The sequence below is a fragment of the Dermacoccus abyssi genome (assembly GCF_003515945.1).
Lineage (GTDB): Bacteria > Actinomycetota > Actinomycetes > Actinomycetales > Dermatophilaceae > Dermacoccus > Dermacoccus abyssi.
Genome location: NZ_QWLM01000001.1, coordinates 22,550 through 37,491 on the forward strand (window position 1 = coordinate 22,550; position 14,942 = coordinate 37,491).

Consider the following 14,942-nt stretch of genomic DNA (forward strand, 5'->3'; position numbering starts at 1 on the left):
TCTACCCGACGCAGTGGCGCGGTTCACGTTCGCCCACCTGCCCCTGCGTCGCCAGCCTCCGGGTCGTAGACGAATTGGCGCGTTCGCATGAAGCTGCGCACCTGGAAGATCTGCCACGCCACGACCACGACGGCCACCGTGATACCGGTTGCCGGCCCGTCGAGCGAGTCGATTCGGCGCGCAGCCACGAGAACCAGGCCGAGCACGATGATCTGGCCGAAGAAGACGGCCATGGCCGCAGCCATGATGGCCATGGGGTTGAGGTTGCGCAACGTGCGAAGGACGAGCAGACCGCTCGCGAAGAAGCCCAGGGCCAGCGCCGCGCCGAAGAGGGCGGAAAGGCCCCCGGCGACACCACCGAGGACGAAGAAGACCGCGGCACACACGAGCCCGACGAGAGCGCTGGGCAGGAACGACGAGCGCAACATGGCGTCGAAGGGCGACACGGAGGTCACCCCGCGCGGTGCGGTGTCGTGGGAGTCCATGGGAGGGCTCTCAATCTGCTCTGGCGTGCGGGTTGACGTCGGGCGGAGGGCCGGATTTCGGGGCGTCCGGGCGCTTGTGAAAACTATCACAAGGCCCTTCGGCGTCGCCAACGGGGCAGGCCCCACGTGAGCGCGAAGGCGAGCACGGTGAGCCCGATGAGAGCCGCCAGCGAGCGCTCCACGGGCCAGTACGCCATCGAGACCAGACCGAGCGCGATGCCGATGGACCACAGGTAGAGGATGAGCACGGCCGCGCGGTGGGTGTGACCGATCTGCAGCATCCGGTGGTGCAGGTGACGGCCGTCCGCCTCCCACGGCTTCTGCCCGGATCGGATGCGTCTGACGATCGAGGCCGCGAAGTCCCACAGCGGCACCGCCAGAATGGCCAGCGGCACGAGCAGGGGAAGCATGAAGGCGACCGACGCGTCACCCGCACTCGAGACGACAGCCGGGTCGAGGTTTCCCGCGAACGAGATCGTGGCCGACGCCATAAGAGTGCCGAGCAACAACGACCCCGCGTCCCCCATGAACAGGCGCGCCGGGTGGAAGTTGTGCGGCAGGAAGCCGACGCAGGCGCCCACCGTTGCGGCGGAGATGAAGGCCGAGGTCGAGAAGACCCGATCCCCTGACGCCGAGGCCTGCTGGTAGGCGTAGAAGAAGAAGGACGCCGAGGCGATGGCGACCATGCCGGCCGCCAGACCGTCGAGGCCGTCCACCCAGTTCACCGCGTTGACGATGACGAGGATGACGAAGACCGACAGGACGACGAGGAACGGCGTCGGTAGGACGGTCTGCTCCCCCAGCGGCAGCATGAGGAACTGGACACCGGAGACGACGAGGACGCAGGCCGCGAGCGCCTGCCCGCCGAACTTGATGGCCCAGTTGAGCTCGGCGAAGTCGTCCCACGCGCCGAGGGCACACATCATGCCGGCCGCGATGAGTGTGCCGACGGCTTCACGCGTGCCGAAGATCTGGGACAGGTACGGCAGTTGCGACGAGACGAGCGTCGCGGCGGCGAAACCGATGAACAGAGCCGTGCCGCCCAGGCGCGGGATCGGGACGGCATGCACGTCCCTGGCCCGCACCTGGGTCACCGCGCCGAAACGGATGGCCGCCCATCGTGCGAGCGGCGTCGCGACGAACGTGAAGACCGCCGCGACGACGCTGATGAGGAAGTACTCACGCACGGGCCGGTGCCGACCTCAGCGGGGGTAGGCGGGGAAACGCGTGACGAGGTCGGTGACCTGCTCGCGGATCTCCTTGGTGACGGTGTTGTCGGCCGAGCCGTCGGTTTCGGTGACGGCACGGTGAATGACGTCGGCGATGACGTCCATCTCCTCGAGACCCATACCCTGCGTCGTCACCGACGGCGTGCCGACACGGATACCCGAGGCCACGTTCGGCTTCTGCGGGTCGAACGGGATGGCGTTCTTGTTGAGCGTGATGCCTGCGGCGTCGCAGCGCAGTTCGGCGTCAGCGCCGGTGACACCGACGCCCTGCAGGTCGAGCAGCGACAGGTGCGTGTCCGTGCCACCCGTGGTCGGACGGATGCCCTTGGCTGCAAGGCCTTCGGCGAGACGCTGGGAGTTGGCGATGACGTCCTTCGCGTACTTCTGGTACTCCGGCGTCGCACACTCCTTGAAGTTGACCGCCTTCGCAGCGATCGTGTGCATCTGCGGGCCACCCTGCATCATCGGGAAGACGGCCTTGTCGATGGCCTTGGCGTGCTCTTCCTTGCAGACGATGGCGCCCGAGCGCGGGCCGCGCAGCACCTTGTGCGTGGTGAAGGAGACGACGTCGGCGTAGGGCACAGGCGACGGGATCGCCTTGCCTGCCACGAGACCGATGAAATGCGCTGCATCGACCCAGAAGATGGCGCCGACCTCGTCGGCGATGGCGCGGAAGCGCTCGAAGTCGATGAGACGCGGGATGGCGGAGCCGCCGGCGAGGATGACCTTCGGCTTGTGCTCCTTGGCGAGGCGCTCGACCTCGTCGTAGTCGATGTCCTCGGTCTTCTTGTCGACGCCGTAGCCGACCGCGTTGAACCACTTACTCGAGAACGAAACCTTGGCGCCGTGCGTGAGGTGCCCGCCCATGGGCAGGCTCATGGCGAGGATGGTCTCGCCCGGCTGCATGAAGGCGCCGTAGACAGCCTGGTTCGCGGAGGCACCCGAGTGCGGCTGGACGTTCGCGTGATCTGCGCCGAACAGCGCCTTGGCGCGCTCGATGGCGATCTCCTCGGCCTTGTCGACCTCCGAGCAACCGCCGTAGTAGCGGCGGCCCGGGTAGCCCTCGGCGTACTTGTTCGACAGCGTCGAACCGAGCGCCGTGAGGACGGCCGGGCTCGACATGTTCTCGCTCGCGATGAGCTGCAGACCGCCGCGCAAACGATCGAGTTCGGAAATCAGCACACCGGCGATGTCGGGATCAAAGAACTCGAGGGCGGCATAGTCGGAGCCGTAGAACGTCGTCATGGGTTCAACCTTAGTCGGTGGGACGCCCGGGACGACCGGGCAGTTCGGCACTTCGCACGGGCTCACGCTCGAAGGGCGGCTCGGCGCCCACGCCGCCCGCAGGCATGGCCTGGGTGGCGTCGCTCGAGCGGTCGACGTCAGCGCCCGCGCCGAGCGTCACCGGGACGGCACGCGTGCGCCGCTCGACCCGCGTGGCGGGGGCCGCCGCGCTCTCGTCGGCAGCACTCTCGTCGCGGGAGTGGGTGGGACTTTGTGCGGCGTGGGTAGCGTCGCTCTCGTCGCTCGTCGAGGCGTCGGCCTCGGCGGCGGCTTCCTCGCCGGCCCGGGGCGTCTCGGAGACCGGAGCGCCGGTGGAGTCGAGCAGATCGATCGGGCCGAGCACCTCACGCAGCTGCTCGGGCGTGATGCCACCGCGGCGCAGAAGCACCGGGTCGGCCTTCGTGCAGTCGATGATCGTGCTCGCGAGGGCACCTGAACGCTCACCGCCGTCGAGGTAGACCTCCACGCTGGGACCGAAGGCGAAACCCGCCTCCGTGACGGTGCGGGCGGTCTCCTCACCGGTGCGGTTCGCGGAGCTGACCGCCATCGGCCCACTCGAGCGCAGCAGCTCAAGAGCGATCTCGTCGTCCGGCACGCGCAGGCCGACAGTGCCGTTCGTGTCACCGAGATCCCACATGAGCGAAGACTGGGCGCGGAAGATGAGCGTCAGGCCACCGGGCCAGAAGCGCTCCATGAGGCGTCGCGCGTAGGAGGGCGCGTTCATCGCGAGACCGTCGACGGTCTCGGCACTGGGCACGAGAACGGCGGGCGGCTTCTCACGGCCACGTCCCTTGGCGGCCAGCAGGCCTGCGACACCGTCGGGGTTGAACGGGTCGGCGCCAACTCCGTAGACGGTGTCGGTGGGCAGGACGACGAGCTTGCCCTCGCCGATCGCCACCGTGGCGGCCTCGATCGCCGCAGCGCGATCCCCGCTGGTCGAGACGTCAAAAACCGGGCTCACGCCACACTCCTCCAGGTCGAATCCGCCCTTGTTGCTTCCGCAAGTCTCCCCCACCGGCGCTCGCACGTCGAACCCGTGCCACGCCGCGACGGAGCCCGCCGCGTCATCACGTGAGAGCCCACGCGAGCAGAGCGAGCAGCGGCAGGGCTCCCTGGACCGTCGCGGCCCGCAGCTTGGCGCGATCGCTCGTCACGAGAACGAGCGCCGCCGCCACCATGAAGGCGCACCCGGCGACGACGAGGGTCGAACCGACGGTCGGTGCTGCCCACAGGCAGACGACTCCGACGCCGACCTGGAGCGCGAGGAGGAGGTTGTACCAACCCTGGTTGTATGCCCAGGGGCGCATGATCTCGGCCTCTTCGCGGCTCGCGATGCCGAAGACCTTCATCGTCGCGGGGTCGGTGATGCGCAGCGACTCGAGCACGAAGATGTAGACGTGGACGCAAGCGGCCAGCGCGGCGGGCACCGCGACGAGGATCTGGCTCATGAACGCTCCTGGGTGTGATGGGCGTCGAGCGGAACGGAGGATTCCTCGACGTCGGGGAGATGGGTGGACCGGCCCGCGATGACATCGCGGGCCAGCCGGACGAGGTCCGCCGGCCAGACGGGGTGAGACGCGGCGTCGAGATCGTCGAGCGACCACCACCGCCACTCCTGCATCGTCATCTGCTCTTCCGGGGTGAGAGCTGCGGGCTCGACGTCGAAGCGAGGGCATCGGACGACGAAGAAGGTCTCGTGTTGGTAGGTGATCTGGTCGGAGAATCCGTGGGAAACGGTCCGCGAGGCGACAGGGCCCACGACGTCGGCCTCGTCGATGCGTAAACCCGTTTCTTCCCACAGCTCCCGCACCGCAGCAGTTCGGGCACCCTCCCCCGGATCGACGCCGCCGCCCGGGGTGGCCCACCAGGTGAAGACCGGGTCGAGGCCCTGGTCGGAGTCGACGTAGAGCAGAACGGCGTCGCTCTCGTCGAGAACGATGAGGCGCACCGCCTCACGAGTTCGCGAGGGACGCTCGTGGGGCGCGACCGCTTCGAACGCACCCCCACCCTCGCGGCGGGCGATCGTCATGCGCGGCTTGTCGGCTGCGTCGCGCACGTCGCGGGCCTGATCGAACCCACGGCTCGCGAGGAGAGCTGCGGGCAGCGTCTCGCCCTGGACGTCGGCGTGCTCCATGACGAGGTGCCCACCCGGCTTGAGCAGTGCGGCCGCACGCTCGGCGATCTGCACCGGGAACCTCAAGCCGTCGTCGCTGCCGCCGTACAGCGCGATCGAGGGATCGTGATCGGCCACTTCCGGGTCGACCGGCACCATGCCGACAGGGATGTAGGGCGGGTTGCTCACGACGACGTCGAAGCTGCCCTCAAGCCCGGCTAGAGCCTCGCGCGCATCCTCAACGCTCAAGTGGACGTCGAGGCTCGTCGCGGCGATGTTGTGGGCTGTCCAGGCCGCTGCGGCCTCGTCGAGCTCGACTGCGCAGACACCGAGATCGGGGCGCTCGTGCTTGACGGCCAGCGCGATGGCACCTGAGCCCGTGCAGAGGTCGACAACGCGACCGCCGTGCGGGGCCAAGCGGATCGTCTCGTCGACGAGCATCTCCGTCTCCGGGCGGGGCACGAACACGCCCGGCCCGACACTCAGCTCGAGGTGGCGGAACGGCGCCTTGCCGGTGAGGTGCTGCAGGGGTACTCGGGCCGCACGCTCGTCCACGAGGCCGGCGAAGCGCTCAGCGTCGGCGTCGTCGAGGTCACGCCCGAGGATCTCGAGGCGTCGCACCTCCCCCAGGGGCACACCGAGAGCGTGCGCCATGAGGGCAGCGGCGTCGTGGGCAGCGGATTCGACGCCGGCGTCGGACAGGCGCTGACGTGCGTTCCGGATTACGTCGCGCAGCGATGCTGCCACCGGTTCAGTCCTCCTGGCCGACGGCAGCCAGCCGTGCGACCTCGTCGGCGTCAACGGCGGACTGGACCACGGCGTCCAGGTCACCGTCGAGCACGGTGTCGAGGTTGTACGACTTGTAGCCGGTGCGGTGATCGGCGATGCGGTTCTCGGGGAAGTTGTAGGTGCGGATGCGCTCACTGCGGTCCACGGTGCGCACCTGCGACTTGCGGGCCGCACTGGCCTCGGCCTCGCGCCGCTCGAGTTCGATCTGACGCAGGCGGGCCTTGAGCACGCGAAGCGCCGACTCCTTGTTCTGCAGCTGCGACTTCTCGTTCTGGCAGGAGACGACGACGCCGCTCGGCAGGTGGGTGATACGCACGGCCGAGTCGGTCGTGTTGACGCTCTGGCCGCCCGGTCCGGAGCTGCGGTAGACGTCGATCTTGAGGTCGTTCGGGCCGAACTCGACCTCGTCCTCCTCCTCGATGTCGGGCATGACGAGCACGCCGGCGGCGCTCGTGTGGATGCGGCCCTGGCTCTCGGTGACGGGGACACGCTGGACGCGGTGCACTCCGCCTTCGTACTTGAGACGCGCCCACGGCGCCTGCCCCGGCTCGGGGGTGCCCTTGGCGCGCACCGTGAGGCGGACGTCCTTGTAGCCGCCGAGGTCGGCGTCGGTGGCGTCGGAGATCTCCGCCTTCCAACCGCTGCGCTCGGCGAAGCGCAGGTACATGCGCACGAGGTCACCGGCGAACAGGGCCGATTCGGCGCCGCCCTCTCCGGCCTTGACCTCGAGGACGACGTCACGATCGTCGTCCTCGTCGCGCGGGAGCAGGAGCTTGCGCAGAACGTCGGCGGTCTCGTCGCGGTGCGTGCGCAGTGCGGGCAGTTCCTCGCCGAAGGCAGGGTCTTCTGCAGCGAGCTCTTCGGCGGCGCTCACGTCCTCGGTGGCGCTCTTCCACGCGTGGTACGCGGCGACCGTCGGGGCGAGCTGCGCGTACCGCTTGTTGAGCCGGCGCATGAGCGTCGGGTCGGCGTGCGTCGCGGGGTCGGCGAGCTGCTTCTCGAGGTCGTCGTACTCGGCGACGATCGTGGCTGCGGATTCAAGCACGGGGGCTCCTGGGCGTGGGAAGGACGTGGGAATGCAAAACGCCGACCCCAGCAGAGTTGCTGGGGTCGGCGTGCGCGAAGACTACTTGGCGTCCTTCTTGCCGTAGCGCGCCTGGAAGCGAGCGACTCGGCCACCGGTGTCCATGAGCTTCTGCTTACCCGTGTAGAAGGGGTGGCAGTTGGAGCACACTTCGACGTTGATCTTGCCGGACGTCGCGGTGCTGCGGGTCTCGAACGTGTTGCCGCAGGTGCAGGACACCGTCGTGGCGACGTATTCGGGGTGAAGGTTCTTCTTCACGGGGTTCTCCTAGCTGTTGAGGATGCCGCCGGGTCGTCTGCTCGGGCGAGCGACGTGAACCGGAAGCCAACAATGAAGTTTGCCAGACGAGCTGGACACCTTCCAAAACAGACGAGGCCCGGAACCTATTCCCGGGCCGTCGACTGCCGACGCGGGACCGAGCCAGACGCAGGACGTGGACGCAGCTGGCACCTCGGTGCGCGTAGGCGCGACTGGGGAAGAAACCTTCCCTACTTGCGTCCAGAAACGCCCCCGAAGACACAAGAAGGGAAGAGACCATCCCTATTTGCGTGTACGCGGGTACCACGAAAAGAGTGCGACACGTCATCGGAGAAGAGGGTGCGACACGTCATCGGATCAGAGTCCCTGTTGCGAGCCCCAAGCAGGCGACGGTGCAGACCGCCGGACCACGCTGGAAGCCGACCCGCCGCGTGTCGCAGCGAGACAGGCCCGTCAGGGCCTGGCCGCAAGACGCGCCTGGACGACGGCGAGGACCCTGGAAGCAGTGAGGCCGGTGCGAGCTCGCTCGCACCGGCCTCACTGCTGAACAGGATCAGTCCTCGTCGTCGTCCAGCTTGATGTTGGAGGTCTGCTGAACCTGCATGAGGAACTCGACGTTGTGCTTCGTCTTCTTGAGGCGGTCGATGAGCAGCTCGATGCCCTGCTGCTGGTCGAGTGCGGCAAGCACGCGACGCAGCTTCCACATGATCTTCAGCTCTTCGGCCGACAGGAGGATCTCCTCGCGTCGAGTACCGGAGGCGTTGATGTCGACGGCCGGGAAGATGCGGCGGTTGGCGAGGCCTCGGTCGAGCTTGAGCTCCATGTTGCCGGTGCCCTTGAACTCTTCGAAGATGACCTCGTCCATGCGCGAGCCGGTTTCGACGAGCGCCGTGGCGAGGATCGTCAGCGATCCGCCGTTCTCGATGTTGCGCGCGGCACCGAAGAACTTCTTCGGCGGGTAGAGCGCGGCCGAGTCGACACCACCGGAGAGGATGCGACCGCTCGCCGGGGCGGCGAGGTTGTAGGCGCGTCCGAGCTTGGTGATCGAGTCGAGCAGGACGACGACGTCGTGACCCATCTCGACGAGGCGCTTGGCGCGCTCGATGGCGAGCTCGGCGACCGTCGTGTGGTCCGTGGCGGGACGGTCGAAGGTGGAGGCGATGACCTCGCCCTTGACCGCGCGCTGCATGTCGGTGACTTCCTCGGGACGCTCGTCGACGAGGACGACCATGAGGTGGCACTCGGGGTTGTTCGTCGTGATGGCGTTCGCGATCGACTGCATGACCATCGTCTTACCGGCCTTGGCGGGCGCGACGATGAGGCCGCGCTGGCCCTTACCGATGGGGGCGACGAGGTCGATGATGCGGGTCGTGAGGACGTTCGGCGTCGTCTCGAGGCGCAGGCGCTCCTGCGGGTAGAGCGGCGTCAGCTTGCCGAACTCGACGCGCTTCTTGGCGGCGTCGACCGTCATGCCGTTGACGGTGTCGAGGCGCACGAGCGCGTTGAACTTCTGGCGTGCCGGCAGCTGCTCACCCTCGCGCAGGGCCCGCACGGCGCCGGTGACGGCGTCACCCTTGCGCAGTGCGTTCTTCTTGACGAGGTTCATCGGGACATAGACGTCCGTCGGGCCCGAGAGGTAGCCGGTGGTGCGCACGAAGGCGTAGTTGTCGAGGACGTCGACGATGCCGGCGACCGGCACGAGGACGTCGTCCTCGCGGATCTCGGGTGCCTCGTCCTCGAAGTCACGCCCACGGCCACCTCGGCGGCCGGAACGGTCACGGTCACGGCCGCGCTGACGACGGCGGCGTCCGCCGCGCTCGTCGTCATCGTTGTTGTTGCCGTTGTTGTTGCGCTCGTTGCGCCCGCCACGCTCGTTCTTGTCGGAACGGTCGTCGCGCTTGTCCGAACGGTCGTTGTTGTCGCGGTTCTCGCGGTTGTCCCGCTTGTCGCCGCGCTCACCGTCACGACGCTCGTTCTGGTTGCCCTGGCCACGCTCGCGCTTGTCGGAGCCGTCGTGCTTGTCCGGGCGCTCGTTGCTGCTCTTGTCGTGGCCCTTGTCGGAGTTGCCCTTGTCGGAACCCGACTGGTCGGAGGATCCGCGGTTCGAACCGGAGTCGTTGCCGTCACGCTTGCCACCGTCACGGCGCTCGTCGCGCTGGCCACGGCCGTCGTTCGACGCGTCGTTCTGGCCGGACACGTTCTGAGCGTTCGCGCCGTCGTTCTGGCCGTCGCCCTTCGGACGCTCCTCGCCGCCGCGGCGACCGCGACGGGTACGCGGGCGTCCCTGCCCCTGCTCGTCACCGTCGTCCGACGCGTCACCTGCCGGTGCGCCGGCGGCGATCGCGTTCGTGGAGTCACCGTCACGCTGGACGCGCTGCGGCTTCTCGCTGGGCGCTTCGGCGGCCTGCTCCTCACGCACGGCACGACGCGCGCTCGGCGCGGTCGAGGTGAGCTCGCCGGCCTGCGAGCGGCTGCCGCTCACACCGTTGGCCTCCGCGCGCGCTGCGCGAATGGCAGCGACGAGGTCGACCTTGCGCATCTTGGAGATGCCACCGATACCCATGCTCTGCGCGAGCTGCTTGAGCTCGTCGAGGCGCATCGCGGACAGCGCGCCGCGCGGGCTGGACTGCGCCGGTGCGGCAGGCGTTTGTTCAGACACGAAGGATCCTTCCCCCTCGTTCGGCCCGCGTGTCAGATACGCGGACGGGATGTGAGTGGAGCCGGGTTCGAACAGAAACGAACCCGCTGCCGACCTCGTCCGGGGACGGACGGGGGATTCGGCAATGCACGAAAGCGCGGGTGGATCACCTGCGAGGCAGGTAGGCGTTCTTGGGACGTCGAAAGACATTCGAGGCCTCCGCTACCGCGACCGTGAAACGGTGACGGCTCGAGCGCCCTGGGAATTTCACCCGGGTGCACCTTGACGGTACACCCCCGACCTCACGAGGACGAAACCACGTGCACCCCACGGCTTGTTGTGCCGGGCGAAATGATCTCCACGTCGCTGGCCACCGCACGCACGGCTTCCTCTCCCTGCCCGCTCGTCAGGGCGAGCACGGTGGGCCCGGCGCCCGAGATGACGGCAGGGATGCCGGCGTCGCGCAGGGCGTCGACGAGGGCCATCGACTCGGGGTAGGCGGGGCGACGGGCTTCCTGGTGAAGGTAGTCCTGGGTGGCCGGCATGAGGAGACTCGGGTCCGCGGTGAGGGCGTGCGCAAGCAGCGCCGTGCGCCCCGAGTTGCGAGCGGCGACGGCGAGCGGAACGGCGGTGGGCAGCGCGGCACGCGCGGTGGCCGTCGACAGACGTCGCTGCGGCACGACGAGTACCGGCACGAGGTGGGGGTGCGGCGCGAGGACAGCGCTTCGCCAGTCGCCTGCGTCACCATCGCCGGCCCAGCTCACCGTGACGTTGCCGTACACGGACGCGGATGCGTTGTCCGGGTGGCCCTCGATGCTCGAGGCGATGTCGCTGACGAAGCGCAGCACGGTGTCGTCCGCGAGGTCGAGGCCCGCCAGGGCCGTCCCGAGCGCGACACCGGTGACCGCGGCACTGGCCGACGAGCCCATCCCGCGCGAGTGCGGAATGGCACCCCGGTAGCTCAGCCTCAGGCCCTGCGGAGCGTCCAGACCGAGCGCCTGCCAGGCGGCCACCATGGCCCGGTAGGCCAGGTGCGACTCGTCCAGCGGCACCTCCCCCTCACCGAAACCGGTGGCCTCGACGACGAGCGAGTCGCCCTCGACGCTCGCCTCGGCCTCGTCCCAGACGCCGAGCGCCATGCCGATGGAGTCGAAGCCCGGCCCGAGGTTGGCCGTGCTCGCAGGCACTCGCACTCGAGCGCGGGCACCGGCGGCCACGACGGCCCCGTCACGCAGCGGTTCGGCGCTCGTCACACGGTGCGCCATCGTCAGGAGTCGAGGCCGAGCGCCCGCGCCACCGAGTACGCGTCGACGTCGACGCGCTCGGGCTGGATGTCGTCACCGTCCGCGTTGCGCAGCGCCCACTGCGGGTCCTTGAGGCCGTGGCCCGTGACCGTGCAGACGATTGTGGCGCCCGCGGGCACCTGACCGGCGGCGTGCTTCTTGAGCAGGCCGGCGATCGACGCGGCCGAGGCGGGCTCGACGAAGATGCCCTCCTCGCTCGAGAGGTAGCGGTGGGCGTCGAGGATCTCGTCGTCGCTCACCGAGTCGATGAGGCCGCCGGAGTCGTCGCGGGCCTCCTCGGCCTGCTTCCACGACGCCGGGTTGCCGATACGGATTGCGGTGGCGATGGTCTCGGGCTCGTCGAACGGGTGCCCGGCGACGATGGGCGAGGCACCCTCGGCCTGGAAGCCCCACATCTTCGGCGTCTTCGTGGAGACGGCCGGCAGTTCGCGCCCGTGGGCGGTGGTGAACGGCGCCGCGTACTCGCGGTAGCCGCGCCAGTAGCCGGTGATGTTGCCCGCGTTGCCGACCGGCAGCACGTGGATGTCCGGGGCGTCACCGAGGGCGTCGACGATCTCGAAGCTTGCTGTCTTCTGCCCCTCGATGCGGGCCGGGTTGACGGAGTTGACGAGCTCGACCGGGTAGTTCTCGGCGAGCTTGCGCGCCACCGTGAGGCAGTCGTCGAAGTTGCCGTCGACCTGGAGCAGCTGCGCGCCGTGCGCGATGGCCTGGCTCAACTTGCCCATGGCGATCTTGCCGTCCGGCACGAGCACCGCACACGTCATGCCGGCCTTCGTCGCGTAGGCGGCTGCGGAGGCGGACGTGTTGCCCGTCGACGCGCAGATGACGGCCTTGGCACCGTTCTTCGCGGCCATCGACATCGCCGTCGTCATGCCGCGGTCCTTGAACGAGCCTGTCGGGTTGAGGCCCTCGTACTTGACGAAGACGCGTGCACCGACGCGCTTGCTCAGCTTCTCCGCCTCGATGAGCGGCGTGCCGCCCTCGCCGAGGGTGACGACGGGGGCTCCGTCGAGCATCGGCAGACGCTCGGCGTACTCGGTGATGACGCCGCGCCACAGGTGGGCCATGTCAGATTCCTTCCGCGCGCAGCACCGACGTCACGCTCGTGACGTCGGGCAGCTTCTTGATGGTGTCGACCGTGGTCGCGAGAGCCGATTCGGGGGCCTCGTGGGTCATGAACGTGAGCGAGGCGAGCCCATCGTCGGAGCGGCGCACGCCTTGGCGCATACTCTCGATAGAGACGCCCTGATCGCCGAAGGCGCTCGTCACGCGACCGAGCACGCCGGGCTCGTCTGCCACCTCGACGCGCACGACGTAGCGGGTGAGCGATTCACCGATCGGCAGGATCGGCAGGTTGGCGTACGCCGACTCCCCCGCGCCGTGCGAGCCGCTGACGCGGTGCCGGGCGGCGTGGACGATGTCGCCCAGCACGGCGGATGCCGTGGGGTCGCCGCCGGCGCCACGCCCGTAGAACATGAGCTCGCCGGCGAGCTTCGTCTCGACGAAGACGGCGTTGAACGCCTCGCGCACCGTGGCGAGCGGGTGCGAGCGGGCGAGAAGCACGGGGTGAACGCGGACGTTGACGCCAGGGCCACCGTCGGCCCCGTCGCGCTCGACCTTCTCGGCGATGGCGAGCAACTTGATGACGCAACCGGCGCGGCGAGCGGCCTTGATGTCCTCCGCCGTCAGGCCCATGATGCCCTCGCAGTGCACGTCACTCGTGCGCACCCGGGTGTGGAACGCCAAGGAGGCGAGGATCGCAGCCTTGGCCTGGGCGTCGTGGCCCTCGACGTCGGCGGTCGGGTCGGCCTCGGCGTACCCGAGGCTCTGCGCCTCGGCGAGCACGTCCTCGAGGTTCGCGCCGGTGCGGTCCATCTTGTCAAGGATGAAGTTCGTCGTGCCGTTGACGATGCCGAGCACCTTCGTCACTTCGTCGCCGGCGAGCGACTCGCGCAGCGGGCGGATGAGCGGAATGGCGCCCGCAACGGCCGCCTCGTAGGAGAGGTCGACGCCGTGCTCCATCGCGAGTTGGTACAGCTCCGGGCCGGCTTCGCCGAGGAGAGCCTTGTTGGCCGTGACGACGCTCGCGCCGTTCTCGAGGGCCTTCGTGATGAGCGACTTCGCAGGCTCCGTGCCGCCCATGAGCTCGACGACGATGTCGGCGCGCTCGACGAGGCCTTCGGCGTCGGTAGTGAACACGTCGGCGGGCAGACCCGTCTCGGAACGGTCCTTCGACGCATCCCGAACGAGCGCGCCGACGATCTGGACCGGGGCCCCGACCCGGGCTTCGAAATCGGCTGCGTTGCGGGTGAGTTCACGCGCGACGGCGGTGCCGACGACGCCGCTGCCGAGCAGCGCCACCGTGATGGGCTTGGTCGTCATGGTCATTCCTCTTCCAGGGCGAGCAGGTCGTCGATGGTCTCCCGGCGCAGCAGGACGCGCGCGTCGCCGTCTTTGACGGCGACGACGGGCGGGCGCGGGACGTGGTTGTACTGCGACGCGAGCGCGCGGCAGTAGGCGCCGGTCGCGGCGACGGCGACGAGGTCACCGTCCGCGACGTCGGCGGGGAAGTTGATGTCGCGCACGACGATGTCGCCGCTCTCGCAGTGCTTGCCGACGATGCGGGTGGCCACGAGGTCGTCCGCGCCACCGCGGTTCGCGAGCGCCGCGTGGTAGTCGGCGGCGTAGAGAGCGGGGCGGGCGTTGTCGCCCATGCCGCCGTCAACGCTGACGTAGGAACGCACGAGGTCGTCCGTGGCCTGCACGGGCTTGACCGTGCCGACCCGGTACAGCGTCACGCCGCCGGGGCCGATGATGCTGCGGCCCGGCTCGATCGAGACACGCGGAACGGCGACACCGGCGTCGTCGCAGGCCGTCTTGACGATGCGCGCGAGCTGCTGCGCCATGTCCGCCGGCTCGAGCGGGGTGTCGCTGGGCAGGTAGGCGATGCCGAACCCTCCGCCGAGGTCGAGTTCGGGCAACTCGACGCCGTGCGTTCGCGCGACGTCGAGCTGGAGGGCGACGAGGCGCGTCGCGGCCTCTTCGAACCCGTCCGATTCGAAGATCTGCGAGCCGATGTGGCTGTGGAAGCCGAGCAGTTCGAGCTCGGGGTGGGCGAGCACCCGGCCCACGGCGTCGGCGACCTGACCGTCCGCGAGGGAGAAACCGAACTTCTGGTCCTCGTGGGCCGTCGCGATGAACTCGTGGGTGTGGGCCTCGACGCCGAGCTTGACGCGCAGCATGACGGGCGCGCGCAGGTCGTGCTTGGCGGCTGCCACGGCGACGCGTTCGATCTCCTCGAACGAGTCGATGACGATGCGCCCCACGCCGTACGCGAGCGCCGCGTCGATCTCCTCGAGGCTCTTGTTGTTGCCGTGCATGCCGATGGCCTCACCGGGCACCTCGGCCTTACGGGCGATGGCGAGTTCGCCGCCGGAGCAGACGTCGAGACGCAGGCCCTCCTCGACGACCCAGCGCGCGATGTGCGACGTGAGGAACGCCTTGCCCGCGTAGTAGACGTCGGCCATCGTGCCGATGTCGCCGAACGCCTGCGAGAACGCCTCGCGGTAGGCGCGGGCGCGCCGGCGCACGTCGTCCTCGTCGATGACGTAGGCGGGGGTGCCGAAGCGGTCGGCCAGTTCGGTGGCGGCAATACCGGCGATGCTGATGACGCCGTCATCCCCGCGGCGGGCCGTGCGTGGCCAGACGATCTCCTCGAGGGGGCCGGTCGGCGCGTTCGGTACGGAACTCACGTCGCT

13 protein-coding genes are annotated in these 14,942 nt (G+C 69.0%); all 13 read right to left on the reverse strand.

What is annotated here, in order from left to right; all coding sequences use genetic code 11:
• Window positions 1–23 precede the first annotated feature (23 nt).
• Window positions 24–485 carry a Cg1360 family ATP-synthase-associated protein gene (locus tag D1832_RS00135; protein ID WP_118912111.1) on the reverse strand — a complete coding sequence of 154 codons (462 nt, stop codon included), beginning with the start codon at window positions 483–485 and terminating at the stop codon, window positions 24–26.
• 86 nt (window positions 486–571) lie between these two features.
• Window positions 572–1,672: an MraY family glycosyltransferase gene (locus D1832_RS00140; RefSeq protein ID WP_118912112.1), complete on the reverse strand. Its 1,101-nt coding sequence runs from the start codon at window positions 1,670–1,672 to the stop codon at window positions 572–574.
• A 15-nt stretch (window positions 1,673–1,687) separates the two neighbouring features.
• Window positions 1,688–2,959, reverse strand: coding sequence for a serine hydroxymethyltransferase (locus D1832_RS00145; protein ID WP_118912113.1), 1,272 nt, complete (start codon window positions 2,957–2,959; stop codon window positions 1,688–1,690).
• A gap of 10 nt (window positions 2,960–2,969) precedes the next feature.
• Entirely contained in the window at window positions 2,970–3,959 is a 990-nt protein-coding gene (locus tag D1832_RS00150) for an L-threonylcarbamoyladenylate synthase (RefSeq protein WP_118912317.1), read from the reverse strand.
• A 106-nt stretch (window positions 3,960–4,065) separates the two neighbouring features.
• Window positions 4,066–4,446, reverse strand: coding sequence for a DUF1304 domain-containing protein (locus D1832_RS00155; protein WP_118912114.1), 381 nt, complete (start codon window positions 4,444–4,446; stop codon window positions 4,066–4,068).
• Window positions 4,443–5,858, reverse strand: a complete 1,416-nt coding sequence (gene prmC / locus D1832_RS00160) for a peptide chain release factor N(5)-glutamine methyltransferase (RefSeq protein WP_118912115.1) — start codon at window positions 5,856–5,858, stop codon at window positions 4,443–4,445. Before prmC ends, D1832_RS00155 begins: the two co-directional genes overlap by 4 nt.
• Window positions 5,859–5,862: 4 nt before the next feature.
• Window positions 5,863–6,945 (reverse strand): peptide chain release factor 1, encoded by a 1,083-nt coding sequence (prfA, locus tag D1832_RS00165; RefSeq protein WP_118912116.1) that lies wholly within the window; start codon window positions 6,943–6,945, stop codon window positions 5,863–5,865.
• Window positions 6,946–7,026: 81 nt separating this feature from the next.
• Window positions 7,027–7,242 (reverse strand): 50S ribosomal protein L31, encoded by a 216-nt coding sequence (gene rpmE, locus D1832_RS00170; protein WP_047310260.1) that lies wholly within the window; start codon window positions 7,240–7,242, stop codon window positions 7,027–7,029.
• Window positions 7,243–7,795: 553 nt separating this feature from the next.
• Entirely contained in the window at window positions 7,796–9,841 is a 2,046-nt protein-coding gene (rho, locus tag D1832_RS00175; protein WP_241510804.1) for a transcription termination factor Rho, read from the reverse strand.
• Window positions 9,842–10,182: 341 nt separating this feature from the next.
• A complete protein-coding gene (gene thrB / locus D1832_RS00180) occupies window positions 10,183–11,145 on the reverse strand; it encodes a homoserine kinase (protein WP_118912118.1) in 963 nt (320 codons plus the stop codon).
• A 2-nt stretch (window positions 11,146–11,147) separates the two neighbouring features.
• Window positions 11,148–12,251 carry a threonine synthase gene (gene thrC / locus D1832_RS00185; protein ID WP_118912119.1) on the reverse strand — a complete coding sequence of 368 codons (1,104 nt, stop codon included), beginning with the start codon at window positions 12,249–12,251 and terminating at the stop codon, window positions 11,148–11,150.
• Between the two features lies 1 nt (window position 12,252).
• Window positions 12,253–13,566, reverse strand: a complete 1,314-nt coding sequence (locus D1832_RS00190; RefSeq protein WP_118912120.1) for a homoserine dehydrogenase — start codon at window positions 13,564–13,566, stop codon at window positions 12,253–12,255.
• A gap of 2 nt (window positions 13,567–13,568) precedes the next feature.
• Window positions 13,569–14,936 carry a diaminopimelate decarboxylase gene (gene lysA, locus D1832_RS00195; protein ID WP_118912121.1) on the reverse strand — a complete coding sequence of 456 codons (1,368 nt, stop codon included), beginning with the start codon at window positions 14,934–14,936 and terminating at the stop codon, window positions 13,569–13,571.
• Window positions 14,937–14,942: the final 6 nt, after the last annotated feature.